Genomic DNA, 23,941 nt, shown 5'->3' with positions numbered 1-23,941 from the left:
CTTATCGTTTTGCCCCTAAATCATTTTACCGTTAAAATGCTCCTCTATTATCTTTTCAGCTACCAGTTGGCCGTCGATATTATAAGTGCCCCTGTTTATTTTTTCCTTTAACAGAGCAACCTTTTCTTCTCTTATTTCCTGATTGGTCATCACGGATTTTGCGGCTTTTAATAATTCCCTTGCCTCTGCAGAGAGACTTATGCTGTCAGCATGAGTAGTTTTAGATTTTTCTTTGTCTTTGCTATGGATTTCCTTGCCGTTTTCAGAATATATGCGTATAAAACTATTCAACTGGCTTCGGGAAATATTCATACCAATGCCCCCTATTATTTCTTCTGCTGTTATATTTATCGGAAATATCCTGTCAAAAAGTGAGCATTATATACGGCATCAGAACTAATTTATGTCTCAATATCTCTGTATTTCTAAGGTTTTATGGGTGCTTTTTCTATTTTTCACGTTTTCGCAACTTTGAAAGGTGAAGTGTTCCCCGCATGTCTTCATTTACCCCTATAGCCCTGTGCTTCAAACTATCCATTTTCTCTTTCATTTCTTTGGCGCATTTTTCGCAGTATCTGCCCGTAAGTATAGGTGAGCCGCACATCTCACAGCTCAGAATGTTCAGGTTGTTCTTTTTCAGCATAAGCCGGCCTTCTTTTAAATATTCCAGAACATTCTTTGCGGGAACGCCGGTTTTTTTCCGCTATTTCTTCGAGTGTCGCCTGAGGAACATCATAGAGATACTGCCGCACCTTTTCAAAGTTTTCTTCATCCTTTTTAGCACATTCCGGGCACAGATTTCTAACGGTATATACGAAAAGTTTCCCGCATACTGGACAATTTCTAAGCTCCATTGTTCCACCTCCTCTCATCCCCGGGCACAGGTCAATACGAACACGCTATCGGCTCCGGCATTTATAAGAGTTTTGGAACACTCATCTGCAGTGGAGCCGGTAGTATAGACGTCATCTATCAAAAGCAGTGTTTTGCCCTTTAATCTGGCTTTATCCACCACTTCAAAAGCGCCTGTAAGGTTTTGTTCCCTTAAAGATTTATCAAGCAGGGTCTGGTGTTCAGTGGGTTTTATCCTTATAAAGCCCCTGAAAATGGGAACACCGGTATGACGGTTCACAACAAAAGCCAGTAGATATGCCTGATTAAACCCCCGCTCCCGCTCCCTTTTTATATGAAGGGGTACAGGCACAATATAGTCGAAGGCCGGCCAGGAAATATGCTCCAGGGTTTGGACCATCCTGCCGCCAAGAAATTCGGCAAGTTCCCGTCTCCCACCATATTTGAACCGGTGTATTAGTTCTCTTAAAACGCCTTCATAGTATCCGAAAGAACGAGCTTCGACAAAATAGTGTTCTCTTGCCCTGCAGTCGCGGCAAAGATGATACACCTGACTTCGGAAAAAGCCTGGGACTGAAAAGTCCGTGTTTCCGGCTGTGGTGGGACCCGGTGCCATGAGGGACCTGCCACATTTTCGACATAAAGGCGGGCTTACAGGTTTCACCTTGTTTTCACATGAAAGGCAAATCAGTGCCTTCCCCGGCTCAAGTTTGTTATTGCACACAAGGCAGTAAGGCTGCCGGGGAAAAATGAGGTCCAGTATTCCGTTTGTGATTTCATGAACAATGCTCATAAGCGACCACCGTACTGTAATGCCATGATTTTCTTGCAACGGCCTTCCTATTCGGCAAATAGGTTGATATTATTTTACAATATTCTACCATAAAAGCCATTTTTCCTCTTTTTGTCGATAAAAAAAAGACCTATTTTTCATAGGCCGTTTGGATATTTAACTTCAGATATGCATTTATAAATTCATCAATTTCCCCGTCCATGACGGCCTGGACATTTCCCACCTCTACATTGGTCCTGTGGTCTTTCACCAGGCTGTAAGGATGGAATACATAGGACCTTATCTGGCTGCCCCAGGCTATCTCTCTTTGAACCCCCCGGAGTTTATCCAGTTCTTTTTGCTGCTCTTCCTGATGCAGTTCAAACAGTTTAGCTTTCAGAAGCTTCATGGCGGTATTACGGTTGCTCTGCTGGGAGCGCTCGGTCTGACAGGCCACTACAATGCCCGTAGGTATATGAGTAATGCGCACTGCCGATTCGGTCTTATTTACATACTGGCCGCCGGCCCCGCTGGCCCTGAAGGTGTCTATTTTAAGGTCTTCGGGTTTTATTTCTATTTCCACATCGTCATCGATTTCAGGCATCACATCAACAGAAGCAAAAGATGTATGGCGGCGGTTGGCTGCATCAAAGGGCGATATGCGCACAAGCCGGTGGACGCCTTTTTCGGATTTCAGATATCCATAGGCGTTGAGGCCTTCCACCAGAATGGTAACGCTCTTTATACCTGCTTCCTCTCCGGGCAGTATGTCTAGAGTTGTAACTTTATATCCTCTGCCTTCAGCCCAACGGGTATACATCCGAAGAAGCATCTGAACCCAATCCTGGGCTTCTGTGCCACCGGCCCCGGCGTGGAGGGAAACTATGGCATTATTGCTGTCATATTTTCCCGAAAGCAGGGTCTCCAGCCTGGCTTTTTCCAACATGTTTTTTAGGGCTATGACTTCTTGTTTTATTTCTTCCGCCAGCTCATCATCGGGGCTTTCCTCATATAGTTCTATTAGAGTTTCCACATCCTCAAGTTTGTGCTCTAGCCTCTCAAATTTTTCTACCTTTTCTTTAAGACCATTGAGCTTTTGGAGTATCTTCTGGGCATTTTCCTGATCGTCCCAAAAACCAGGGACCAATGTTTTTTGCTCCAGCTCCTTTATTTCATCATGCAATTTTTCGATTTCAAAGAGAATCCCTCAGTTCTGATAAGATCTGTCTTGAGGATTCAAGTTCTACTTTGTATTCTTCGATCATTCATATCCCACCTTAAATTCTTTATTGGTAAAAATCTGAAAGTCGAACGGTTGGTTTTCGGGTGTTGCCCCCATCGTTACGCATTGCGTCCGCAGCACTTCTTGTATTTCTTACCGCTACCGCAGGGGCACGGATCATTTCGTCCTATCTTCTTTTCCTTCCTTATGGGCTGCCTTTTCTCCTCGCTCCCTCCGTGGGAATAAGAAACATTGTAAGCTCTCTGCTGCATTTGAGGAGCGGCCTTGACCTGGACCCTGAACAAGTAGCGCAGGGTATCTTCCTGGATGTTTTTTATCATCTCCTGGAACATATCATATCCTTCGATTTTATATTCAATAACCGGGTCCCTCTGGCCGTAAGCCCGAAGACCTATGCCCTCCCGAAGCTGGTCCATGGCGTCGATGTGGTCCATCCATTTTTGGTCCACTACCTTGAGCATGATGAACCTTTCCAATTCCCGCATAGTTTCGCTGCCCAGTTCCTCTTCCTTCTTTTCATAGGCTGCCTGGGCTTTTTCGATGAGGGTATCCCGCACATCATCCCTGGACATGTTCTCCAGAGAAGCGGAATCGATGACATCCCTTATCTGGAATATATCCGCCATATATTCGGAAAGGCCTTTGATATCCCACTCTTCAGGATGGATCTCCTTTCCGGCATATATTTCCAGAAGCCTGTCGACCACATCCACTATCATCTGTTTTATGCTTTCTTTGAGGTCTTCCTTTTCCAGAACCTTGCGGCGCTGGGAATATATGACTTCCCTCTGGGTATTCATGACATCGTCATATTCCAGCACATGTTTTCTTATGTCAAAGTTCCTGGCTTCCACCTTTTTCTGCGCATTTTCTATGGCCTTTGTAATCAGGGAGTGCTCGATGGGCTGGTCTTCCTCCAGACCCAGGCGGTCCATGATGCTCTTTATGTTATCGGAGCCGAAAAGCCTCATGAGATCATCTTCCAGAGACACATAAAATCTTGAAGAACCCGGATCTCCCTGGCGTCCGGAACGGCCTCGGAGCTGGTTGTCTATGCGGCGAGCCTCATGGCGCTCTGTACCTATAATATGAAGGCCTCCCAGTTCTGCCACCCCTTCACCCAGCACAATGTCGGTTCCCCTACCGGCCATGTTCGTGGCTATGGTAACTGCCCCTCTCTGGCCGGCCTTTGCCACGATCTCGGCTTCCTTTTCGTGGTACTTGGCATTCAGAACCTGGTGAGGTATTCCCCTCCTTTTGAGCATACTGCTCAAAAGCTCGGATTTTTCTATGGAAACTGTACCTACCAGCACCGGCTGACCTCTTTTGTGACACTCCACAATTTCATTGACCACGGCTTCAAATTTGCCCTTTTCGGTCTTGTAGACCACATCGGGGTAATCAACCCTTATCATGGGCTTGTTTGTGGGTATGACCACCACATCCAGCCCGTATATCTTCCTGAACTCCTCTTCCTCGGTGGCAGCGGTACCTGTCATGCCGGAAAGCTTCTTATACATCCTGAAATAGTTCTGGAAGGTTATTGTAGCAAGAGTCTTGCTCTCATGCTCTACTTTAACGCCTTCCTTGGCCTCTATAGCCTGGTGCAGGCCGTCGCTGTACCTTCTTCCGAACATGAGCCTTCCGGTAAATTCATCTACGATAATAACCTGGCCGTCTTTTACCACATAGTCTCTATCGATCTTCATGAGGGCATGGGCTTTCAGTGCCTGCTGGAAATGGTGCAATAGTTCCATGTTTTCCTCATCATACAGGTTCTCAACACCGAGGAAACTTTCGGCTTTCTTGATGCCTTTTTCCGTGGGCATAACGCTGTGAGCCTTCTCATCCACGTTGTAGTCTTCGCCCTCTTTCAACCTGGGAACGAATCTTGCAAACCTGTAGTAAATATCCGTAGATTCCTCCGCCTGACCGGAAATGATCAGCGGGGGTCCTGGCTTCATCTATGAGTATGCTGTCAACCTCGTCAACGATGGCATAGTTCAGGGGTCTTTGAACCATCTGCTCTTTATACAGCACCATGTTGTCCCTCAGGTAATCAAAGCCGAATTCATTGTTGGTGCCGTAGGTTATATCGGCATTATAGGCCTTCTTTCTGGCTTCATAATCCAGGTCGTGGACTATGAGGCCAACTTCAAGGCCCAGGAAATTATAAATCTTCCCCATCCACTCGCTGTCTCTTCTAGCCAGGTAATCGTTGACCGTTACTACATGCACACCTTTTCCGGTTAATGCGTTTAAATAGGCGGGCATGGTGGCCACCAGGGTTTTTCCTTCACCTGTCTTCATCTCGGCTATGCGTCCCTGATGAAGCACGATACCGCCCAGCACCTGCACATCAAAGGGGCGCATACCAAGGGTCCTTTTGGAAACCTCCCTCACCACAGCAAAAGCCTCGGGGAGTAGATCTTCCAGTGTCTCGCCTTCCGAAAGGCGCTCTTTAAACTCATCGGTCTTTTTCCGCAATTCTTTATCGGAAAGTTTCTCTATTTCAGGTTCCCACCGGTTTACATCTTCCACAATTATATTCAGTTTTTTAACTTCCCTGTCATTGGAATTCCCCAGTATCTTGTTTAAAATACCGAGCATAATGTCACCTCATCTTCCTCCAGTGTAATATATAAAAAATCCTTACATCAGCTGCTCTCCAAAAATTTAGGCCATTCAAAATTTATAAGGAACCTGTAAGGTTCCTTTCTGTAATTATCTATAATATTTTACCACTGGCTTTGCTTTTTTTCAACATGGCATCCTGAATGGTTAAAAATATACCTATTCCCATTAAAAGGTCCCCTATGCTAAAAACTCTCGGTCTGGGATATGGAGGCGGAAGAGGAAAAATATCCCCCAGGAAATTCAACCTTGTAGCTGAATTAATAGCAGTATGGTATAGATAGGACGGGTCAAAAAGTAATGGCTTTAATTCTGCTAAACCGACTATATCTAAAGCTGGAATTGATACCGGCATTTTCCCCCCATTAATCGCTATCACGACAAAATTTAAAAAAATACCCAGGGTTACCAGCCGCATCGTTTTAATATGCCAGTTAGAAGCGAGAGCATAAAGCAATAGTAGATAAGACGCTGATACTATAATGAGATTAAATCTTGCGGCTGTTTCAAAAAGATTGCCTTTTAAAACCAGCGGTAAATAACGGATTATAAAAGAAATAAAAATAAGTTCCAGTTTTTTTAAGGGTATTTTTGAAAGGCTTTTTAGATTCCCTTTTCTCAGTAAACCTATAACAATAGATATTACCAAAAAATCAACCAGCATCTATTCTGATTCTCCCTTTTTTTACAGCATTTTTTAAAGCCTCTACCACTTCGGGTCTGAACTGGATACCGGAATTGCTTTCGATTTCATGTAATGTATCATCTAAATTCCACGCCCGCCGGTAAGGCCTGTCGGAAGTCATCGCATCAAAAGCATCAGCCACTGCCAGTATAGCAGCCCCCAGTGGAATATTTTCACCCTTTAATCCCTCGGGATAACCCCGCCCGTTCTGCCTTTCATGATGAAACCTTATATATGAAGATGCCTGGGCCAGAAAGTCAATTTTTTCCACTATATTGGCACCGAGGATCGGATGGATTCTTATCCTGTCAAATTCTTCCTCGGAAAGTTTGCCTGGCTTATTCAGTATTTCATCGGGTATGCCTATTTTTCCGATATCATGAAGCAATGCGGCAAAATTCAATGTGTTTAAAAAATCCTCCGGAAGATTCATCTCTTCGGCTATAATCGATGAATACATGGCCACTCTTTCGGAATGACCTCGTGTATAAGGATCCTTGGCCTCTATGGCCGTAGCCAGCGCCTGAATGGTCTCAAGATAAATTTTTCGCATGTTCATATAAAGCTGGAAGGAATGGCGTGCTATCAAAAGGGGGACTAAAAAAAGAAGGATTCCCCCACTACCGACATTTATATAAATAATTGCCAGAAGAATTCCCAAAGGTGCCAATGCAAGATAATTGGGCAATGCCCATTTAAAATTGCTGGTAAATATATGGAAAAGATTCTCTTTTTGTAAAATAGAAAGAGCTAAAGCAATAAGGCTTATATTCATAATAAGATAACTAAAAACTAATACTAGCATTGGGATTATGTCATTTAATATATTGATTTTCCCAGGGGTCCCTCCAGTTATTTCAAACAAATAACCAGAAACACCAACCATTATTATATAAATACTTATATTAACAAATGAATTGTAAGGTATTCTTATAAAACGCTTCGTTTTTATTTCTGGTATAACAGCCGCAATAAAGGCAAGCCAAACACTTGCCTTGGTTCCCAAAACAAGTATGGCTCCCATAAAAACGGCAAAACCTACAGTCACTTCAGCATCCTTGGGAAGATTTATCGGTAATATTTCAGCCAGGGAAGCCAAAAATAAAAATAGAAAAAAAGATGTCTTATTTCGTAAGATATCATTATTCAAAGATAAATATAAAATTATAATAGCTGCTGTTATTACAACAATAAAGTATATAATTTGAAAACTAAAGTATATATTCTTTTTCATTTTTTCACCTTGTCAAGCATATAAAATTATTTCATTTGATCAGCATGGGTATGATAGTAAAAATCATCTGCATAAAATTAGGGCCGACATGATGATTTTATTTTATAGATTAGCCACCCAGCTTGAAATTTGCCCCACCAGCCAGCACTAAAGCAAAAAGTGCCAGAAGGATCTTTACCAGAGTATCATTCAGCTTCATTTTATAGCCCCCTTTTCTTTCGGTGCTCTGCTCTACCGCTATTCAAGCAGGCTATAAAACCGCTTCGCTCTTATTTGTCGGCCCTTAAACTGTATTCTCTTTTACAATAAAACTTATTTTTCTGTTAACTGCATTTAACACTGCTGCGACCGTGGCTTCTGTTTTATCCTGTTTTATGAGGGCACTGCCCAAAAAATGCTCTTCACTCCCTTCAATGACCATGGACACCAGAACTCCCAGAGCTTCTTTTCCTCCTATTTTAAAACCAACCACATCCTCCAGGGATAAAATAAAAGACCCCCCCAGGAATTGTTGGATTGCATTCAATGTGGCTACAGCGACGGTGCGCAGCCGCCCATGGATAGACCCCGGACCTTCAGCTTTTCCTTCATATGTATTTCCATCATGGTCACTGAGCGTAACTGATGCTTCATAATTGAATCTATAGTTTCTCACACCAATGCCGTCGATTTTTAAGCGTACATCGAACATGTATTCATTTTCATGGTTTATCTGGGCGACACTTATCTTTTTATGATCTATTTCTGAACCCAGAGTGGCAATAAGGGCTGATTCAATATCCCTCACTATCTGCTTGGGGTTTCTTTTGGAACTGGCTATAACATGAATCTCGGATATCTTACCTTCCGATGATGTAATAATCTTGGCCGAAACAATATCTTTTATGCTTCTGATGATTTCCTCGCAGTGTTTGATATATTGCTGCTTGTCATTATTTTCCGACATCCGATCACCTCACAGTTTCTTACTATAATGAATTCGACCTTATTTTGTTATTTCCTGCTAGGTAAAGAAAATTTTTCAAAAAAAGGGGCTGTCCCATAAGTAAAAAGGAACATGCCCCTTTTTCCATTTTTTGTAGTACAAAAACATTAGGTATTATGGTAAAATTTAAGTATGAAAAGAGAAAATAGAAATAAAAAAGTAACTTTCAAAGAATATAATATGAATCAATTAAGCCTCCCAATGAGTCTAGATGATCTAATACCAGAAAAACATCTTGTACGAGTGGTAAATACATACATTGAAAGGATGAATATCGACCCGTTGCTAGAAAAGTATGTAGGCGGCGGTGCAAGTAACTACCACCCAAAGATGATGCTGAAAATAATCGTTTATGCTTATACACAAAGGATCTACTCATCTAGAAACATTGCAAAAGCATTACGTGAAAACATATATTTTATGTGGCTTAGCGGAGGAAACAAACCAGATTTTAGGACAATAAATCGTTTTCGCTCATCAATTATGAAAGATGTAATTGATGAGGTTTTTGCTGCGGTAATAGAGCTATTGATTCAATAAGGGTTTGTAAAACTTGAGAACTATTTTTTAGATGGAACGAAAATTGAAGCTAATGCTAATAAATATACTTGGATATGGGGGAAATCAACAAAGAAAAATAAAGAAAAGTTACAGCAAAAAATAAAAGAGTTATTATTTGCAATAGATAAAACAAATGATGAAGAAAACAAGCTCTATGGCAATAAGGACCTAGAAGAACTAGGGGAAGATGCAACAATAACTGCAGAACAATTGGAACAAGCTGTAAAGAAAATAGATGAACGCTTAGCCAAGGAGCCTAAAAATAAACAACTTAAAAAGGCAGCAAAAAAGATTAAAGAAGATTACCTGCCACGCACACAAAAATATGAAGAACAAGAAAAGAAACTTAACGGTAGAAATAGTTACTCAAAAACTGATGTAGACGCTACATTTATGAGAATGAAAGAAGACCACATGAAAAATGGTCAGTTAAAACCTGGCTACAATGTACAGATAGGAACAGAAAACCAGTTTATTGTAGGATACAGTATCCACCAGCGGCCGGCTGATACAGGTTGTATGATCCCGCATTTAAAACATGTAGAAAAAGTGCTGGGAAAACTACCTGAAAATATAGTTGCAGACTCAGGTTATGGTAGTGAAGAAAATTATGACTACCTTAAAGAACATGGTATTGGAAATTATGTAAAATATAATTATTTCCATGCAGAGCAGAAGAATTTTTTCAAGAATAACAAATTTAGAATGGAAAACTTGCCTTATAACGAGATCAAGGACGAGTTTATTTGTCCTTGGGGAAAAAGGCTAAAGTATGCTTATACTAAAAAGACAGTAACCGAAAATGGATATTCTACTGAACGACGAGTATATGAATGTGAAGATTGCGAAGGGTGTCCATATAAATCAGACTGTACAAAATCTCAAAGAAAACAGAAAAATCCAAGTTAGCTTTCGCCTTAAGGAATTCAAAGATGAAGCAAAACACAATTTAACTTCTGAAGAGGGGTTAAAATTACGTTCTCAGCGAGCAATAGAGGTGGAGTCTGTCTTCGGCCGGATTAAACATAACTGGTCATTTCGGCGATTTATGCTTCGCGGTCTTGAAAAGGTAAAAATTGAGTGGGGATTACTAAGTATAGCTCATAATTTAGCAAAAATAGCCCTGGCATAGGGCTATTTGGTTTAATCACGTCCTTTTATTGTATGATAATATCTTAAAAATATATGGGGCTAAGCCCAAATCTTAAGATTTGGGACAGCCCCTTTTTTATATTGAATTTATGACAATTCGGGTTCAATCAGACCATAGTTGCCGTCTTTGCGTTTATACACTACATTTACCTCATTGGTATCGGAATTCGAAAATACGAAGAAATCATGGCCCAAAAGGTCCATCTGCATTACCGCTTCTTCTAAATCCATGGGTTTTATGGCGAATCTTTTGACCCTCACCACTTTAGGCTCATTTTCGGTCTTTACTATATTTATAGATTCTCCGTTTCCGCCATCGAACTTGAGCGGGGTTTTTCTGAGGCTCCGGGCAATCTTTGTCTTGTATTTTTCAATCTGCTTTTCGAGTTTATCTACTACCATGTCTATGGATGAATACATGTCATGGGTCTCGGTTTCGCCCCTTAGAATCATTCCATTGACAGGTATGGTGACTTCCACTATATGCCTGTCTTTTTCCACATTTAGAGTTACCTGGGCTTCTACATCGCCCTCAAAAAACCTTCCGATCTTGCCCACTTTCTTTTCTGCGTATTCTTTCAGGGGGTTTGTGACAGTGACGTTCTTGCCGCTGACTATTACCTTCATAAATCCCATCTCCCTTCTGGGAATATTTAAGTTTTTATTAAGTTTTTGTTAATATATATATTATTATTCCTCATTCATTGCAAAAATCCTTCTTTTATCATAATAAAAGCCCGGGATCTTTCCGGGCTTGGTTTTCCTTTTATCCGACTTTTACAACATTGGCGGCTTGCGGGCCTTTCTGACCTTCAACCACGTCAAACTCTACTTTCTCGCCTTCTTTCAGAGTTTTGAATCCTTCCTGTTGAATGGCTGTATAATGGACGAAGATGTCCTTTTCACCTTCAACTTCGATAAATCCGTAACCCTTTTCCTGATTAAACCATTTGACTTTGCCTTGCACTTATACATTCCTCCTAAAAAATGAATAGAAGTGGTTCTTTCCACTTCTTCAAATATAGCACACCGGATGTTTAAAGTCAAATCGACATTTTTTGGATAATACTCTGATATCATTGTGGTCGGCCCATAATCCTCGACGGCACCTGTGCCGCTCGGACCGCTCCTTTGAAAGATCATCAGGATAATCACCTTACCGGCCGGGACCGAATATTCTTTACTAGGGAATAATACGGTTATTTGAGAATCCCGAAGCAATTAAATATTTTCATTTCTGATTGTAAAACAAAATGAAGGGTGGGGATAACTTGAACATCAAATGCCCCTTCCACCGCATAAAAAAATGGATATGCCGCTTAAAAAACATATACCGGCAGGATGACGATGTGGAGGTCATTCTGCCCGGGCTTGTTATAAAACTCAAGAGAAAGCTGGATATCGACACGCCCCATGAGGTCACCGTGGTGGTGCCCAGGGCGGAAATACGTAAAAAATGTTTGAACGAGGACTGCAGCAAATTTGAATATGAATTGATATACAGCAGCGTCACCGTGGTCCATGCCCCCAGACACCCGCTGGCCGGACCGCCGTCTTCGCCGCCGGAAATACCGCCCCGCACAAATAAGAGGTCAGATGCAGGAGGTCAGAGGTCAGATTAAGTGAGTCATGCAGCAGAATCAACTTATTCGCCGTAGAAGCAGCTTCCGCCTATGAATTCCCGGATGATGGACGTGAGCGGAATATCCTTTTCATCTTCGATGGGCACGAAATAATCCAGAAATTTCAAAAGATGCTTTGCCGTGATATACTCCGGTTCTCCAAACTTGACCTGTTTCAAGAGGGGTTCGGCGTATTTTTTCAGCACCGCCAGCTCGTAGACCAGTGCGGAATTGAACATGGCATCGGCTTCTTCCTGATAGGGAAAAATATTTTTTTCAGCGCCTTTGAGCACCGACGGCCACATGGATATGGTCTTTTTCGCATCGGCGGACCTTGCCCAGCTGTCCCTCACCATCCGACGGAGGAGTCGGGTATCCGTGGTGGAAATCCTGTTATGGTTGTCTATACTGAGCTGGGTCAGGGCACTGACATATATCTTGAATTTGTTTTCCTTCGGTATGGAAGATGTCAGCCGCTCATTCAGGCCGTGGATTCCTTCGATTATAATGGGCTGATCTTTTTCTATTTTTATGGGCATATTTTGATACTCCCTTTTTCCGGTATGAAAATTAAACCTGGGCAGCAGCACCTCTTTCCCCTGTATAAGTTTTGTCAGTTGTTGGTTAAAGAGTCTAAGATCAATGGCTTCCAGGGCTTCAAAATCGGGTTTGCCTTCTTCATCCAGAGGAGTTTTTTCCCTCTCCAAAAAATAATCGTCCAGAGAAATTGATATGGGCCTCAAGCCGTTGACCTTTAACTGCACCATGAGACGGTGGGCAAAGGTAGTCTTACCCGACGAGGATGGACCGGCTATGAGGATTATCCTCATTTTATCCCGGTTTTCAAATATGGTGTCGGCAATCTGTGCAATCTTTTTTTCATGGAGGGCTTCGGCAATTCTTATGATTTCACCGGATTTGCCCGATGTGATGCAATCGTTTAAAGCTCCCACATCGGCCACATTCAGGATGTGGGCCCACTGCTCGGCTTCCCGGAATACCCTGGAAAGCTTTGCCTGCTCCCGGTATGGCGCCACTTCTGTGGGATTTGACCTGGAAGGAAACTGCAATATAACACCCGGGAGGTAGAATTTTAGTTTGAACCATTTTAAGTATCCGGTGGAGGGCAGCATGTATCCGTAAAAATAGTCCTTCATGCCATCTAATTCATATAAATTGACGTAAGGGTCTTTTCTATATCTCAATACCCTTACTTTATCTTCCAGACCCATTTTTTTGAACATTATAGCCGCTTCTTCGGTGGGAATCTCTTGCTTTTTGATCGGAATATCCCTTTCCACCAATTGTTTCATCCTGTTCTCGATTTCCTCCACATCTTCCTCACCCAGGGGATCGCTCCTATAAATTTCACAGTAAAGCCCGTTTCCCAGGGAATGTTCTATATGGACTTTGCAGTCGGGGAAAATATCATGGCTAGCTTTTATGAATAAAAAGGTAAGGGTCCTTATATATATTTTCATGCCCACTTCTGTAGACATATCGAGAAATTCCACCACGGCGTCTTCCTTCACCATTGATGTGAGTTCCTTCAGGTTGTTGTTTACTATGGCCGCCATTATGGGAAAAGGAAAGTTTTTTTCAACTTCGCGGGCAAGGTTCAGTAATTTTACTGGCTCTTCCAGGATTTTTTCTCCAAATCCCTTTATGGTGATCTTCATGATCCACGCTCCTTGCTTTTTATTGCATTAACTATTTTATAATATAGTTGTTTTAAATATATATTCTTCACAGTGTTCTCCGTTAATTTATTATATCATAATAAGAAGTTATTTTTCATTTATTTTCTTAACCTTTTCGATACCCTCCCGTAATTTTCCTACAGGCATAAAAAAGCAACTGATTGCAATCAGCTGCTCATTAAACAAGATAGTAATCAAATAAATAAATTCACATTGGCCTCATCAGCTTCACCCAGGTATGTGGCCACTCCGGCATAATCGATGCCGTCGATAAGTTCCTCCTTCTTTATCCCCATTACATCCATGGACATGGTGCAGGCTATAATCTTGACCCCAAGAGCCTGAGCATTTTCCATAAGTTCCGTAAGGGTGTTTACATTTTTCCGCTTCATTATATAACGCATCATCTTTGCTCCAAGGCCACCGAAGTTCATTTTGGAAAGCCCCAGTTTCTCGGGGCCCCGGGGCATCATGAAACCGAACATTCTCTCCAAAAAGTCCTTCCGAACCTGCACTTTCTTTGCCTTCCTGAGGATGTTGAGGCCCCAGAAGGTGAAGAACATGGTCACATCGTCACCCATGGCCGCCGCCCCGGTGGCTATGATGAAGGCTGCCATGGCTTTGTCCAGGTCCCCGGAAAAAACTATGATTGTCTTTTTATTTCCCATGATGCCCACCTCCTAAGCCTTCTTGACTTTTGCCACTATCACATCGCCGTCTTCCAGGCTCAAGAGTTCATTTCCAGTCTTCTTGCACCAGGCCTGCACATCCTTGTAAAACCCATGGTCAGTGGCTTCTACCACTATCACATCGCCGCTTTGCGCTGATTTTACGGCATTGAAGAGCTGTACGATGGGGCCTGGGCACTGCAGGCATTTTGCATCAACTTTAATCTCTGCCATGGTATGCACCTCCCTATTCCAATTCAAAGGGCCATGCGGTGACACCGCCGTCCAGTATCCTCAGATTTTTCACACCAAGATGCTTCAGGGTTATATAGGCAAGATATGCCCTTAAGCCAAGTTTGCAGACAACTACCGTTTCCCGTTGTTTATCGATTTCTCCGACTCTTTTCTTTATCTCTTTCAACGGGATATTCAAAGACCCGGGAATGGCTCCTACCTGGTATTCCGCCTCTTCCCTCACATCTATAATCTGCAGGCCCGGATCGGAGAGCTTATCTTTTAGCTCTAACGGTGAAATGCCCTCCAGCTTTCCTAGAAGTTTGTTTCTTGCCACATTGGCTGCCACTATGGTGGAACTCATGGCTGAAGAAAAAGGCGGAGCATAGGCCAGGTCCAGTTTGGCCATGTCTTCCACCGTTCCCCCCAGGGTTATAACGGTGGCGGCTATGTCTATGGGTTTATCCACCACTCCTTCACCTATGATTTGGGCACCCAGCAACCTGTGGGTGGCTTTATCCACTATAAGCTTTGTGATGATATTTTTGGCTCCGGGGTAGTAGTGGGCCCTGTCATGGGCAGGAACAATGACGGTTATGATATTATATCCTGCGTTTTTCGCATCCCTTTCAGAGAGGCCAGTCTTGGCCACATTGATATCAAAGAGTTTTACCACAGTGGTTCCCAGCACGCCTTTGAGACTTTCTTTTTCACCTTTTGGATAGAGGTTTAACGCTGCCACTCTGCCCATTTTGTTGGCGGTGGAGCCCATGGGGAACCAGGCGGGCTTGCCGGTGACAAGGTTTATGTTTTCGGCGCAGTCGCCCACGGCATATATGTCGTGTATATTGGTCTCCATGTTTTCATTTACTTTAATGGCACCCTTAAATCCCAGTTCGATGCCTGCATCGGCTGCAAGCTGGGTGTTGGGCTTTACACCGATGGAAAGTAGCACAATGTCTGCGTCTATCTTTCTCTTGTCGGTTAAAAGGGCCTTTACCCTGCCATCTTCACCCTCTATGGACACGGCTTTCTCACAGGTGAATATGTCTATTCCTTTTTCCTTCAAATGTTTTTCTGCAAGTAAAGCTATCTCTTTATCGAAATTGGGAAGAATCTGGTCTAATAGTTCCACCAGTGTTACCTTTACTCCCTGGAGGCTCAGGTTTTCCGCCACTTCCAGACCTATGAATCCTCCGCCTACCACCACGGCCTTCTTGATGCCTTCTTTTTCCACTGCATCCCTTATCTTGAAGGCATCGGTGACGCTGCGGAGGGTATACACATTTTTGAGTTCTATGCCGGGAATAGGCGGCACTATGGGCTTTGCACCGGTGGCCAGCACCAGTTTATCATAGGGAAATTCTTTTTCTTCGCCGGTTACCAGGTCTTTTGCGATGACCTTTTTTTGTCCCGGGATTATTTTCTCGGCGCGAGTGCGTAAGAGTACGGTGATGTCTTTGTCTTTGAATTTCTCCGGATTCATTATGGTCAGGTGTTTCTTTTCCTTGATAACGTTTCCGATGTAGTATGGAAGACCACAGCCGGCATAGGAGATATAGTCTTCCTCGGTAAGTACCGTGACATCCAGATCCGGGTTTTCCCGGATGGCTTTGGCGGCGGTCTTGGTACCGGAAGCCACACCGCCGATTACAACAAGCTTTTGTTTCATAAAATTCCACTCCCCGTTTTGATTTTGAATAGGCTATGATTTTGTGATAACTTTCGCTTTCAATAGCAGTTTTATACTTTTATCTTCCTTTCTGTATATTATAATATTACGTTTTTATGGTATATTCAAACTACGGACAAATGTGAAAAACCCCGCATTCTTTAAAAATGCGGGGTTTTTCTTTGGTACATAACGTTTTTCACCTGCTGGCGCCGCCTCCTCCGCCGGAACCACCACCGAAACCTCCTCCACCGAAGCCGCCGCCTCCGAAGCCTCCACCGCCGAAGCCTCCGCCGAAGGGCCCGAAGAACGGACCGTCAAAGGGACCTTTAAAGTGTTTTCCTCTTCCCGTCCGAGGAATAAAGATGAATAATATAATTATGAATATAATTATAGCGGCAATTACTCCTATGGGTATTTCCCCATCACCTTGCCGGCTATAACTTTCAAGTTCCGATAATTCTCCGCTGCTCAAGTCCAGGTTGTATTCCTTTGCCACTTCACTGGCTAAGGCCATGAAGGTATCGGTGATACCTCTTGAATACTGCTTTTCTTCAAAGGCCGGTATGGCGAAATTGTCCAGAATCCTTCCGGCTTTGGCGTCATTTATGGCTCCTTCCAGGCCGTAGCCTACCTCTATCCTTATCCTGCCGCTCTTGCCCGCCAGAAGGTTTTCCTTATTTACAAGGAGTAGAACACCGTTGTTTTTTTGCCTGTCGCCTATACCCCAGTCCCTCAACAGTTTCAGTGAGTAATCTTCCAGAGCCATGCCGTTTAAATCATTTACGGTAACTACCACTAACTGGGCTTTGGTCTTCCTATCTATGGCCAGGGCAATCTGCCTTATGCTGTCCTCATCGGAACTGTCTATGAGGTTGGCATAATCATACACGTAGGTTATGGTGTTAGGTTGGGATGGTATGGGCTCAGCTTTTGCCCCGCCGTGAAAAGCTATAAAGCCGTAAAAAAACAAAAATATTGCCGACATCAGTGTTATTGTTTTTATCTTGTTACAGCACATATTATCTTTAAAAGCTTTTTTCTCGGCTTTGCTTCTCAATATCTTATATCTTTTGTTGATTCCTTTTATGCTAATTTTCTTCACCTTTTGTCCTCCTTTCGAATAATTTTTTAACGGGACGCCATGGGCGGCGTCCCCTACAATATTACATAAAATATTCTGCTTATCCTTTACACATATCGTCACAAAATAATACCCTGCCTGTGAATAATCATGATCCTTTAAGTCGAAATATTTTCCTCCGTGGTAAATTTGTATCCATTATATCACCTGTTTTACCCGTCTAATTACCACTGTTCTGGCTGCCGAAGTCTACTTTAGGCACCTCTCTTGCGCCTTCTTCTGCCTTGAAGTAGTCCTTTTTCTCAAATCCGAACATACCGGCTATGATAACCGTAGGAAACCTCCTTATCTTGCTGTTGTAAGCCTGGACCGCATTGTTATAATCCATCCTTGCCACTGCTATACGATTTTCGGTGCCAGCCAGTTCATCGGCCAGCTGCCGGAAATTGGCATCGGCTTTGAGGTTGGGATAATTCTCAGCTATTGCAAGAAGTCTTGAAAGTGCTCCACTTAGCTCTGCATCAGCCCGGGCTTTTTCTTCCACACTCCCCGCCCCTATCAATTTCTCCCGAGCTCTGGTCACCTCGGTGAATATTGTCTGCTCATGAGCAGCATAACCCTTTACGGTGTTCACCAGATTGGGGATAAGATCAGCCCTCCTCTGAAGCTGGTTGTCGATTTGGCTCCATTTGCTGTTGACATTTTCTTCAGAGCTCACAAGCCCATTGTAACTGCCGAAGATAAACAAAGCAACCACGGCCAGTATCACCACTATGGCAATAACAGCCGTAAGAATTCCATTTTTCAATGAAGACCCCTCCTACATTATTTATATAATTTACGGGGAAAGACCCTTTATTAATTATATCGTAAAACTATCCATTCTGTCACAGGTAGTTTTTTAATATTTTTTGATATTTATTTGAATAATTATACTGTATACATGGTTTTTTTTACTGTTGTATTCAGTAGTTATTTGTGGAATTCAGTTACTCGCATAATAAAATAATTTCATACAAATTTATATTTTATGAGGAGGAAGAAAGTAATGGGTAAAAAGTTAACAGCTCTCTTTCTTGCCGTCATGTTACTGGCAGTTTTAGTTACCGGTTGCGGCAGCAGCAACAGCGGAGCCCAGAGTTCCGGAGGGCAGAAATTCATCAATATCGCCACAGGCGGAACAGCCGGAACCTATTATCCTTTGGGAGCAGCTCTGGCAGAAATCTGGAACAGCAATATTAAGGGAGCCAATGCCACCGCTCAGAGCACGGGTGCATCTGTGGCCAACATCAACCTTTTAAAGGATGGCAAGGTGGATGTCATCTTTGTACAGAACGATATAGCTTATTATGCCGCTAACGGCACCGAAATGTTTAAAGAAAAAAAATATGAAGACATACGGGGTCTTGCTACTCTATATCCCGAAACAATTCAAATCGTTGCACTGGAAAGCAAAGGTATTAATACTGTGGAAGACCTAAAGGGTAAAAAAGTGGCCGTGGGCGCTGCAGGAAGCGGGACTGAAGCCAATGCTCGCCAGATACTGGCAGCCGCCGGTATAACTTATAACGATATCAATGTTCAGTATCTTTCCTTCTCTGAAGCTGCCAATAACTTAAAAGACGGCAACATCGACGCCGCTTTCCTGACGGCAGGATTCCCCACCGCAGCCGTGCAGGACATCTCAGCCCAGCATAAAATAAAACTCATCCCTGTCGATGACACACTAGCCGATAAAATTATAAAACAGTATCCTTTCTACACAAAGACCGTTATACCTGCCAACACTTACAACGGTCAGACAGATGACGTGAAGGCCGTGTCAGTTATGTCTATGCTGGCAGTAAGCTCAAAGATGGATGAAGACACCGCATACAACCTTGTAAAGACAATGTATGAGCACCTTGATAGAATAGCAGCCGCTCATGCCGCGGGCAAAATGATTAAGCCCGAGAACGGCCAGCAGGGTATGTCAATAACGCTTCATCCGGGAGCGGAAAAATACTTCAAGGAAAAGAAATAATCACAACCTGAAGGGGGTTGCTGAGCATTGGAGTTAATCCAATGCTCAGATTTTATGAAACCGAAAATTGAAATATTCATACTGGTCTTTATAATGCTGCTGGGATTATTTTTTTCCAGCTACCGTGTTGTCAGAGAAAAAGCCCTGGTGATCAGGGATGTGGAGCAAAACACGCAGAAGGTAATACCGGTTCCGGAAAGAAAATTTGTGTTGAGTTTTATTCACTCGGTACAAAAAACACCGGTATATGAGATTTTTTATATTGAAGACAATAATAAATTGACGTTGAGGGAAACCAAATACTATTCTCTCGGTGTGGGTCTTCCTTTTAATGAAGTGAACAGCAAATTTAGCAATGATGAGGGTGAGTTTGACCTTAAGTTTACCAGGGATTTTGATTCAATACCCATAAGGGTTTCACCAATCCCTAAACATGAGATAAATATCGGCGGCAAAGTTTATCCTCTTACCGTCTTTGTAAAACCCGAAGATCTGATGATTATAAGCGCTACCGATAGATGGTCAATAAAAAATCTATGGAGAAAGGAGCAGAAAGATGGCCGAAAATTATCAGAAAGCCGTGGCTGAAAATGAAGAGATTCTCAGAAAATTTGACAAGGAATCCGATTACCGCAGGCTGACAGGATTTTCCGCCAGGATAGTCGCAGCCATTGCCATTACCTTTTCCCTGTTTCAGCTTTATACTGCGGCTTTTGGAGTGCTGGACGCCATGATTCAGCGTTCCATACACATTGCCTTCGGTTTAAGTTTGATTTTTCTTCTGTACCCGGCAAGGTCCAGCTGGTCGAGGGATAAAATCCACCCTGTGGATGTGATATTTGCTATTATGGGTGCAGCGGCTCCCCTGTATATAGTGGTGTTTTATAAACAGCTGGTCTTGAGGGCCGGCACGGTTAATACAGTGGATTATATTATAGGATTGATTGCGGTGTTGCTGGTGCTGGAAGCTGCCAGGCGCGTCGTGGGCTGGCCTATGGTAACCATCGCCTGCCTGTTCCTGGTTTATGCACTGCTCGGACCCTATATCCCGGGACAGCTCGCCCACAGGGGAGTTGATCTTTCCAGCCTTGTGCAGCATCTGTTTTATACCACAGAGGGTATTTTTGGAATACCCATAGGTGTATCCTCAACATTTATATTTCTCTTTATACTTTTTGGAGCATATCTTGAAAAAACAGGTATGGGGCAGTTCTTCATTGACCTGGCCAATGCTGTGGCAGGCTGGGCTTCCGGCGGCCCCGCCAAGGTGGCAGTGCTTTCCAGCGGCCTTATGGGCACCGTTTCCGGAAGTTCCGTCGCCAATGTTGTGGGAACCGGCAGTTTCACCATTCCCATGATGAAAAGCCTTGGATATAAACCCGAATTTGCAGGAGCCGTGGAAGCCACCGCTTCCACCGGTGGGCAGCTTATGCCGCCTATCATGGGTGCAGCAGCATTCCTGATGGCTGAATTTACCCAGATACCCTATGTCAGAATCATAGGCGCAGCTGTTATTCCAGCCCTTCTATACTATTTCGGAGTCTGGACAGGAGTGCATCTGGAAGCCAAGCGGCTGGGGCTTCGGGGCTTAAATCGGGAAGAACTGCCAAAAATAAAGAAAATCCTTATGGAAAGGGGTCACCTTTTTATACCTCTGATAGCCATAGTGTATCTGCTGGTCACCGGATATACCCCCATGAAAGCAGCCCTTTATGCCATAGTTCTTTCCATCGGCTGCTCCATGCTCAGAAAAAACACAAGAATAAGTTTTACAGATATAGTGAAGGGTCTTGAGCAGGGAGCAAGGGGTGCATTGGGAGTTATAGCGGCCACCGCCTGTGCGGGCATCATAATAGGTGTTGTGACCCAGACCGGTCTGGGACTCAAAATGGGAAGCACTCTGGTGAGCATGGCAAATGGAAACCTATTCCTGACTCTATTTTTCACCATGATTACATCCCTCATCCTGGGGATGGGCGTGCCAACTACGGCTAACTATGTTATCACCTCCACCATAGCAGCCCCTGCCCTCTTGATGATGAAAGTTCCGGTGCTGGCGGCCCATATGTTCGCCTTTTATTTCGGCATCATCGCCGATGTGACGCCTCCGGTAGCTCTGGCGGCTTTTGCTGGAGCGGGTATTGCCAAGGCAAACCCTCTCAGGACGGGAATCAATGCTTCCAAGCTGGCCGTGGCAGCCTTTCTTGTGCCATATATTTTCGTATACAATCCTGCGTTGCTGCTCATAAATGTCCATGCGCTGGATATAGTCGAGATCGCCATCACTTCGGTCATAGGTATTATTGGCGTTGGCTCGGCAGTGGCTGGATTCCTGATTACAGATGAATCATGGATAGAGCGGGTTATATTTTTTATCGGCGGTATACTGCTGGTAACGCCCGGCATAAAGACGGACCTTATCGGTGCGGTGCTGCTGGTTGTAGGATTTTTAATCCAGAGGCAAAAATTATCAAAAGTTAAAGCTTTAAAGCCCGCCGTTAATAAAACTAAATAGCTCCCACTTTCTTGCATTTGATTAAAGCGGCAGGTAGTGGACCATCCACTATCTGCCGCTGTTCATTTCACATAAAAGGGCGCTGCCTTCTAAAAATTTCTTTATATTAATTTTTCCTCCCGAGGCAACCTTGCCTCTTAAAAAATCCATTTCTTTTTTTACCTCGGAGAACTCAAAAAGGGTAGTCGAAAACCTTAAAAACTGGTCATTGTCATAATCTTCGATACCCAGGGAAGCCACATTCCGCAGGGCTTTGCCTATAGCCCTCCGTATCCTCATCTCTATGGCTTTAATGTCGGTAGACTTCCTTTTATCTTCGTTCTCATAGTATTCTTTTAAGAACTGGTAAACATCCTGCAGGTTGTTCATTTTTTGCCTGACTTTATCGTAATTTTCAATAATGACCCTAATATCTTCACTTCCCGCTTCACCCAGTATGCCCATATCGGCCAGAAAATAGCTGATTTTGGACATGCCTTTGTACGCCTGTTTTTCTGGTCTGTCCTCACCAGACATGTTGATTACCGTAGTTTTGATCATATCAAAGGTAGCCCTGAGATTGATTATTTCCTCTACCTTCGAGATAACATTCACGGTTTCTATGGCATTGATAGGTTTGTGAATAAAAAATTCTATACCATTTTTGTATGCACGGGAAATCATTTCCTGGTTTTCCACCTGCGAAATCATTATAAAGTGGATTTTTGCCTGCCTTTGCCGAAGAGTGCGGATAACCTCTATGCCATCTTTACCGGGAAGAAGAAGGTCCATGAGAACAATGTCGGGTTTTAATGAAATTATTTTTTTCTCAGCTTCCTCCCCATCTTCCGCTTCTCCCACCACTTCTCCAAGCCCATTATTTTCTATAATCCCCGAAAGAATACGCCTGACAGCCCTGTCATCATCAACTATCACCAGTCTAAAAGACATGCAGTATTCTAACCTCCTATGTCAAAAACTACGGTTGCCGGCAGCATGACTTTAAATATGGTACCCTTTCCTTCGATGGAGTCCACCGATATTTTTCCCCCTGCATCTTCCACCAGGTTTTTTACATGAGTGAGGCCCAACCCCGTGGAAATGGAGCCATCTTCATAAAATTTCGTGGAAAATCCCGGTTCAAAAATATATGGCAGGTCTTTGGGATTTATGCCCTTGCCATTGTCCTCAACGGTGATTTGTACCCAGTCGCTGTCAATACATGTTTTTATCTGTATAAAGCCATTTTTGTTTTCAATAGCATCAAGAGCATTTGATACAAGATTATTTATTATGGAAAATATAGAAAAATACTTTTTGACTACCGGATCGCTTTCAATAAATACATGGATTCTAACATTTTTGCCCGACATTTTCAATAAGCGCTCGGTATTGGCTTTAATGATGGAGATAATGGCAGAAAGCCTCATGCCTTCCAGATTCTCCTCGGGCAAAAGCTCCCCCAACCCCGAAATAATCCTCAGGTAATCTTTTTTTATCTCATGAATATCTTTGGCAAGATTTAACGCCCTTTTGCCTATTTTCTCCGAATTCCGGCTTTCGCTGCCGGTGCTCAAAATACGGTAAATTTCATATCCTTCTTTCATGGCGTCTTCCAGGTCCCAGGTAGATTTTTTGATGTAAAATAGTTCTGCCTTCAATTCCGCCACAAGCTGGAGAAGTTCAGCATATCTTTTTTGATGTTCTTCTTTAACTATCAAAAGTCTGTACCGCTCAATTAGCCAGTACAGGCTAAAGGTGATGATGCTCCTGAGCAAGCCCACCCCAATGACCATTGTAAATATATCCTGAAAATAATCAAGGCTCATCTCATGCCTTATGAAGAGCTCTACAAAGTTGGCTCCCACATCAGCCAGAGCCATTACTGAAATGAAATTGACCGGAGCATTCAATAGGTTTTTTATTTTACCCGTCTTAAGAAACACGGCGTAGGCCAGGTAGAAAAAGAAAGCGGGATAATGTAAATTCAAAGCCGTAACAAATGACGTATGGCGTACAACAATACTTAAAAAAATCCTAAAGGCAGATACGGCTACCCCAGAAATGGGTATTAACATAAGCTCGGGAATATGTGAAAAATAGAGCATCAAAAATGAGATGGCAATAACTCCGGCAGTAAAGCGGAATTCCGTGCCGAAGGGATAAAAATACACTTCTCCAATCAAGGAGGTAAGGCCTGCTGTAATGAGTATATCCCTATAATAACTTTTCAAATGCAAGTTGCTACCTCCATGTCATTAATCGTCGACACAATATATTATATCAAATTTTAAAATCAAAAAAAGTCGGATTTCTCATCCGACTA

General features: G+C 43.1%; 22 protein-coding genes and 3 pseudogenes. 5 read left to right on the top strand and 20 right to left on the bottom strand.

The features are described from left to right. Positions 1–15: 15 nt before the first annotated feature. The 10 genes and pseudogenes from flgM to D2962_RS04215 all read right to left on the bottom strand — a co-directional run bounded on the left by flgM (position 16) and on the right by D2962_RS04215 (position 8,366). Complete coding sequence (gene flgM / locus D2962_RS04250; RefSeq protein WP_120765287.1) at positions 16–312, bottom strand: flagellar biosynthesis anti-sigma factor FlgM; 297 nt, start codon at positions 310–312, stop codon at positions 16–18. 136 nt (positions 313–448) lie between these two features. Next, positions 449–643, bottom strand: a complete 195-nt coding sequence (locus tag D2962_RS18365) for a hypothetical protein (RefSeq protein WP_245984898.1) — start codon at positions 641–643, stop codon at positions 449–451. Further along, positions 606–854, bottom strand: a complete 249-nt coding sequence (locus tag D2962_RS18360; RefSeq protein ID WP_245984897.1) for a hypothetical protein — start codon at positions 852–854, stop codon at positions 606–608. The genes D2962_RS18365 and D2962_RS18360 overlap by 38 nt, the downstream gene beginning before the upstream one ends. Before the next feature lie 14 nt (positions 855–868). Beyond that, positions 869–1,645 carry a ComFC family protein gene (locus D2962_RS04240; RefSeq protein WP_122014224.1) on the bottom strand — a complete coding sequence of 259 codons (777 nt, stop codon included), beginning with the start codon at positions 1,643–1,645 and terminating at the stop codon, positions 869–871. 130 nt (positions 1,646–1,775) lie between these two features. Beyond that, positions 1,776–2,889, bottom strand: a protein-coding gene (gene prfB, locus D2962_RS04235) for a peptide chain release factor 2 (RefSeq protein WP_120765290.1) whose coding sequence is annotated in 2 segments (ribosomal slippage) — positions 1,776–2,819 and positions 2,821–2,889 — 1,113 coding nt in all. Because the reading frame shifts where the segments join, the coding sequence is not laid out codon by codon here. 76 nt (positions 2,890–2,965) lie between these two features. Then, positions 2,966–5,477: pseudogene (secA, locus tag D2962_RS19080) on the bottom strand (preprotein translocase subunit SecA). 118 nt (positions 5,478–5,595) lie between these two features. Beyond that, entirely contained in the window at positions 5,596–6,165 is a 570-nt protein-coding gene (locus D2962_RS04225; RefSeq protein WP_122014223.1) for a DUF5317 domain-containing protein, read from the bottom strand. Beyond that, a complete protein-coding gene (locus D2962_RS17435; protein ID WP_162991096.1) occupies positions 6,155–6,739 on the bottom strand; it encodes an HD-GYP domain-containing protein in 585 nt (194 codons plus the stop codon). The genes D2962_RS04225 and D2962_RS17435 overlap by 11 nt, the downstream gene beginning before the upstream one ends. Positions 6,740–6,772: 33 nt before the next feature. Continuing rightward, positions 6,773–7,420, bottom strand: a pseudogene (locus tag D2962_RS19825) (hypothetical protein); the annotation flags it as partial. 283 nt (positions 7,421–7,703) lie between these two features. Next, the gene (locus tag D2962_RS04215; protein WP_120765294.1) at positions 7,704–8,366 is read right to left on the bottom strand and encodes a hypothetical protein; all 663 of its coding nucleotides are present in this window, start codon (positions 8,364–8,366) and stop codon (positions 7,704–7,706) included. Positions 8,367–8,537: 171 nt separating this feature from the next. Here D2962_RS04215 and D2962_RS04210 point away from each other — a divergent pair. After that, a pseudogene (locus D2962_RS04210) lies at positions 8,538–10,098 on the top strand (IS1182 family transposase). Positions 10,099–10,205: 107 nt separating this feature from the next. Here the strand turns inward: D2962_RS04210 and hpf are convergent. Beyond that, a complete protein-coding gene (hpf, locus tag D2962_RS04205) occupies positions 10,206–10,745 on the bottom strand; it encodes a ribosome hibernation-promoting factor, HPF/YfiA family (RefSeq protein ID WP_120765295.1) in 540 nt (179 codons plus the stop codon). Positions 10,746–10,884: 139 nt separating this feature from the next. After that, complete coding sequence (locus D2962_RS04200) at positions 10,885–11,085, bottom strand: cold-shock protein (protein WP_120765296.1); 201 nt, start codon at positions 11,083–11,085, stop codon at positions 10,885–10,887. A gap of 304 nt (positions 11,086–11,389) precedes the next feature. Between D2962_RS04200 and D2962_RS04195 the strand changes: the two genes are divergently transcribed. Further along, positions 11,390–11,740 (top strand): hypothetical protein, encoded by a 351-nt coding sequence (locus D2962_RS04195; RefSeq protein WP_120765297.1) that lies wholly within the window; start codon positions 11,390–11,392, stop codon positions 11,738–11,740. A gap of 23 nt (positions 11,741–11,763) precedes the next feature. Here the strand turns inward: D2962_RS04195 and D2962_RS04190 are convergent, their stop codons facing one another. The 6 genes from D2962_RS04190 to D2962_RS04165 all read right to left on the bottom strand — a co-directional run bounded on the left by D2962_RS04190 (position 11,764) and on the right by D2962_RS04165 (position 17,894). Next, positions 11,764–13,419: a nucleoside kinase gene (locus D2962_RS04190; RefSeq protein WP_122014221.1), complete on the bottom strand. Its 1,656-nt coding sequence runs from the start codon at positions 13,417–13,419 to the stop codon at positions 11,764–11,766. A gap of 215 nt (positions 13,420–13,634) precedes the next feature. Continuing rightward, positions 13,635–14,108 (bottom strand): DsrE/DsrF/DrsH-like family protein, encoded by a 474-nt coding sequence (locus D2962_RS04185; RefSeq protein WP_120765299.1) that lies wholly within the window; start codon positions 14,106–14,108, stop codon positions 13,635–13,637. 12 nt (positions 14,109–14,120) lie between these two features. Then, entirely contained in the window at positions 14,121–14,342 is a 222-nt protein-coding gene (locus D2962_RS04180; protein ID WP_120765300.1) for a sulfurtransferase TusA family protein, read from the bottom strand. 13 nt (positions 14,343–14,355) lie between these two features. Then, on the bottom strand, positions 14,356–16,014 hold the full coding sequence (locus D2962_RS04175) for an FAD-dependent oxidoreductase (protein ID WP_122014220.1): 1,659 nt from the start codon (positions 16,012–16,014) through the stop codon (positions 14,356–14,358). Positions 16,015–16,213: 199 nt separating this feature from the next. Next, on the bottom strand, positions 16,214–17,002 hold the full coding sequence (locus D2962_RS04170; protein ID WP_425456615.1) for a TPM domain-containing protein: 789 nt from the start codon (positions 17,000–17,002) through the stop codon (positions 16,214–16,216). A 316-nt stretch (positions 17,003–17,318) separates the two neighbouring features. After that, positions 17,319–17,894, bottom strand: a complete 576-nt coding sequence (locus tag D2962_RS04165) for a LemA family protein (RefSeq protein WP_222927742.1) — start codon at positions 17,892–17,894, stop codon at positions 17,319–17,321. Positions 17,895–18,146: 252 nt separating this feature from the next. Here D2962_RS04165 and D2962_RS04160 point away from each other — a divergent pair, with 252 nt between their 5' ends. The 3 genes from D2962_RS04160 to D2962_RS04150 are packed head-to-tail and all read left to right on the top strand — an operon-like array spanning position 18,147 to position 21,636. Then, positions 18,147–19,121, top strand: a complete 975-nt coding sequence (locus D2962_RS04160; RefSeq protein ID WP_122014219.1) for a TAXI family TRAP transporter solute-binding subunit — start codon at positions 18,147–18,149, stop codon at positions 19,119–19,121. 27 nt (positions 19,122–19,148) lie between these two features. After that, entirely contained in the window at positions 19,149–19,709 is a 561-nt protein-coding gene (locus tag D2962_RS04155) for a DUF1850 domain-containing protein (RefSeq protein WP_245984895.1), read from the top strand. Further along, entirely contained in the window at positions 19,678–21,636 is a 1,959-nt protein-coding gene (locus D2962_RS04150) for a TRAP transporter permease (protein ID WP_122014218.1), read from the top strand. The genes D2962_RS04155 and D2962_RS04150 overlap by 32 nt, the downstream gene beginning before the upstream one ends. A gap of 48 nt (positions 21,637–21,684) precedes the next feature. Here the strand turns inward: D2962_RS04150 and D2962_RS04145 are convergent, their stop codons facing one another. Both D2962_RS04145 and D2962_RS04140 read right to left on the bottom strand, forming a co-directional pair. Next, entirely contained in the window at positions 21,685–22,566 is an 882-nt protein-coding gene (locus D2962_RS04145; protein WP_120765305.1) for a response regulator, read from the bottom strand. Between the two features lie 8 nt (positions 22,567–22,574). Then, the gene (locus D2962_RS04140; RefSeq protein ID WP_122014217.1) at positions 22,575–23,855 is read right to left on the bottom strand and encodes a sensor histidine kinase; all 1,281 of its coding nucleotides are present in this window, start codon (positions 23,853–23,855) and stop codon (positions 22,575–22,577) included. Between the last annotated feature and the right edge of the window lie 86 nt (positions 23,856–23,941).

It is taken from the genome of Biomaibacter acetigenes (genome assembly GCF_003691585.1).
GTDB lineage: Bacteria > Bacillota > Thermosediminibacteria > Thermosediminibacterales > Tepidanaerobacteraceae > Biomaibacter > Biomaibacter acetigenes.
Note: the sequence above shows the minus strand (reverse complement) of the source record. Positions and strands in the feature narration are given on the sequence as shown.

Coding starts and splice junctions, on each gene's coding strand:
- flgM (WP_120765287.1), bottom strand. CDS start 312: ATGAATATTTCCCGAAGCCAGTTGAATAGTTTTATACGCATATATTCT.
- D2962_RS18365 (WP_245984898.1), bottom strand. CDS start 643: ATGCTGAAAAAGAACAACCTGAACATTCTGAGCTGTGAGATGTGCGGC.
- D2962_RS18360 (WP_245984897.1), bottom strand. CDS start 854: ATGGAGCTTAGAAATTGTCCAGTATGCGGGAAACTTTTCGTATATACC.
- D2962_RS04240 (WP_122014224.1), bottom strand. CDS start 1,645: ATGAGCATTGTTCATGAAATCACAAACGGAATACTGGACCTCATTTTT.
- D2962_RS04225 (WP_122014223.1), bottom strand. CDS start 6,165: ATGCTGGTTGATTTTTTGGTAATATCTATTGTTATAGGTTTACTGAGA.
- D2962_RS17435 (WP_162991096.1), bottom strand. CDS start 6,739: ATGCGAAAAATTTATCTTGAGACCATTCAGGCGCTGGCTACGGCCATA.
- D2962_RS04215 (WP_120765294.1), bottom strand. CDS start 8,366: ATGTCGGAAAATAATGACAAGCAGCAATATATCAAACACTGCGAGGAA.
- hpf (WP_120765295.1), bottom strand. CDS start 10,745: ATGAAGGTAATAGTCAGCGGCAAGAACGTCACTGTCACAAACCCCCTG.
- D2962_RS04190 (WP_122014221.1), bottom strand. CDS start 13,419: ATGAAGATCACCATAAAGGGATTTGGAGAAAAAATCCTGGAAGAGCCA.
- D2962_RS04185 (WP_120765299.1), bottom strand. CDS start 14,108: ATGGGAAATAAAAAGACAATCATAGTTTTTTCCGGGGACCTGGACAAA.
- D2962_RS04180 (WP_120765300.1), bottom strand. CDS start 14,342: ATGGCAGAGATTAAAGTTGATGCAAAATGCCTGCAGTGCCCAGGCCCC.
- D2962_RS04175 (WP_122014220.1), bottom strand. CDS start 16,014: ATGAAACAAAAGCTTGTTGTAATCGGCGGTGTGGCTTCCGGTACCAAG.
- D2962_RS04170 (WP_425456615.1), bottom strand. CDS start 17,002: ATGTCGGCAATATTTTTGTTTTTTTACGGCTTTATAGCTTTTCACGGC.
- D2962_RS04160 (WP_122014219.1), top strand. CDS start 18,147: ATGGGTAAAAAGTTAACAGCTCTCTTTCTTGCCGTCATGTTACTGGCA.
- D2962_RS04150 (WP_122014218.1), top strand. CDS start 19,678: ATGGCCGAAAATTATCAGAAAGCCGTGGCTGAAAATGAAGAGATTCTC.
- D2962_RS04145 (WP_120765305.1), bottom strand. CDS start 22,566: ATGTCTTTTAGACTGGTGATAGTTGATGATGACAGGGCTGTCAGGCGT.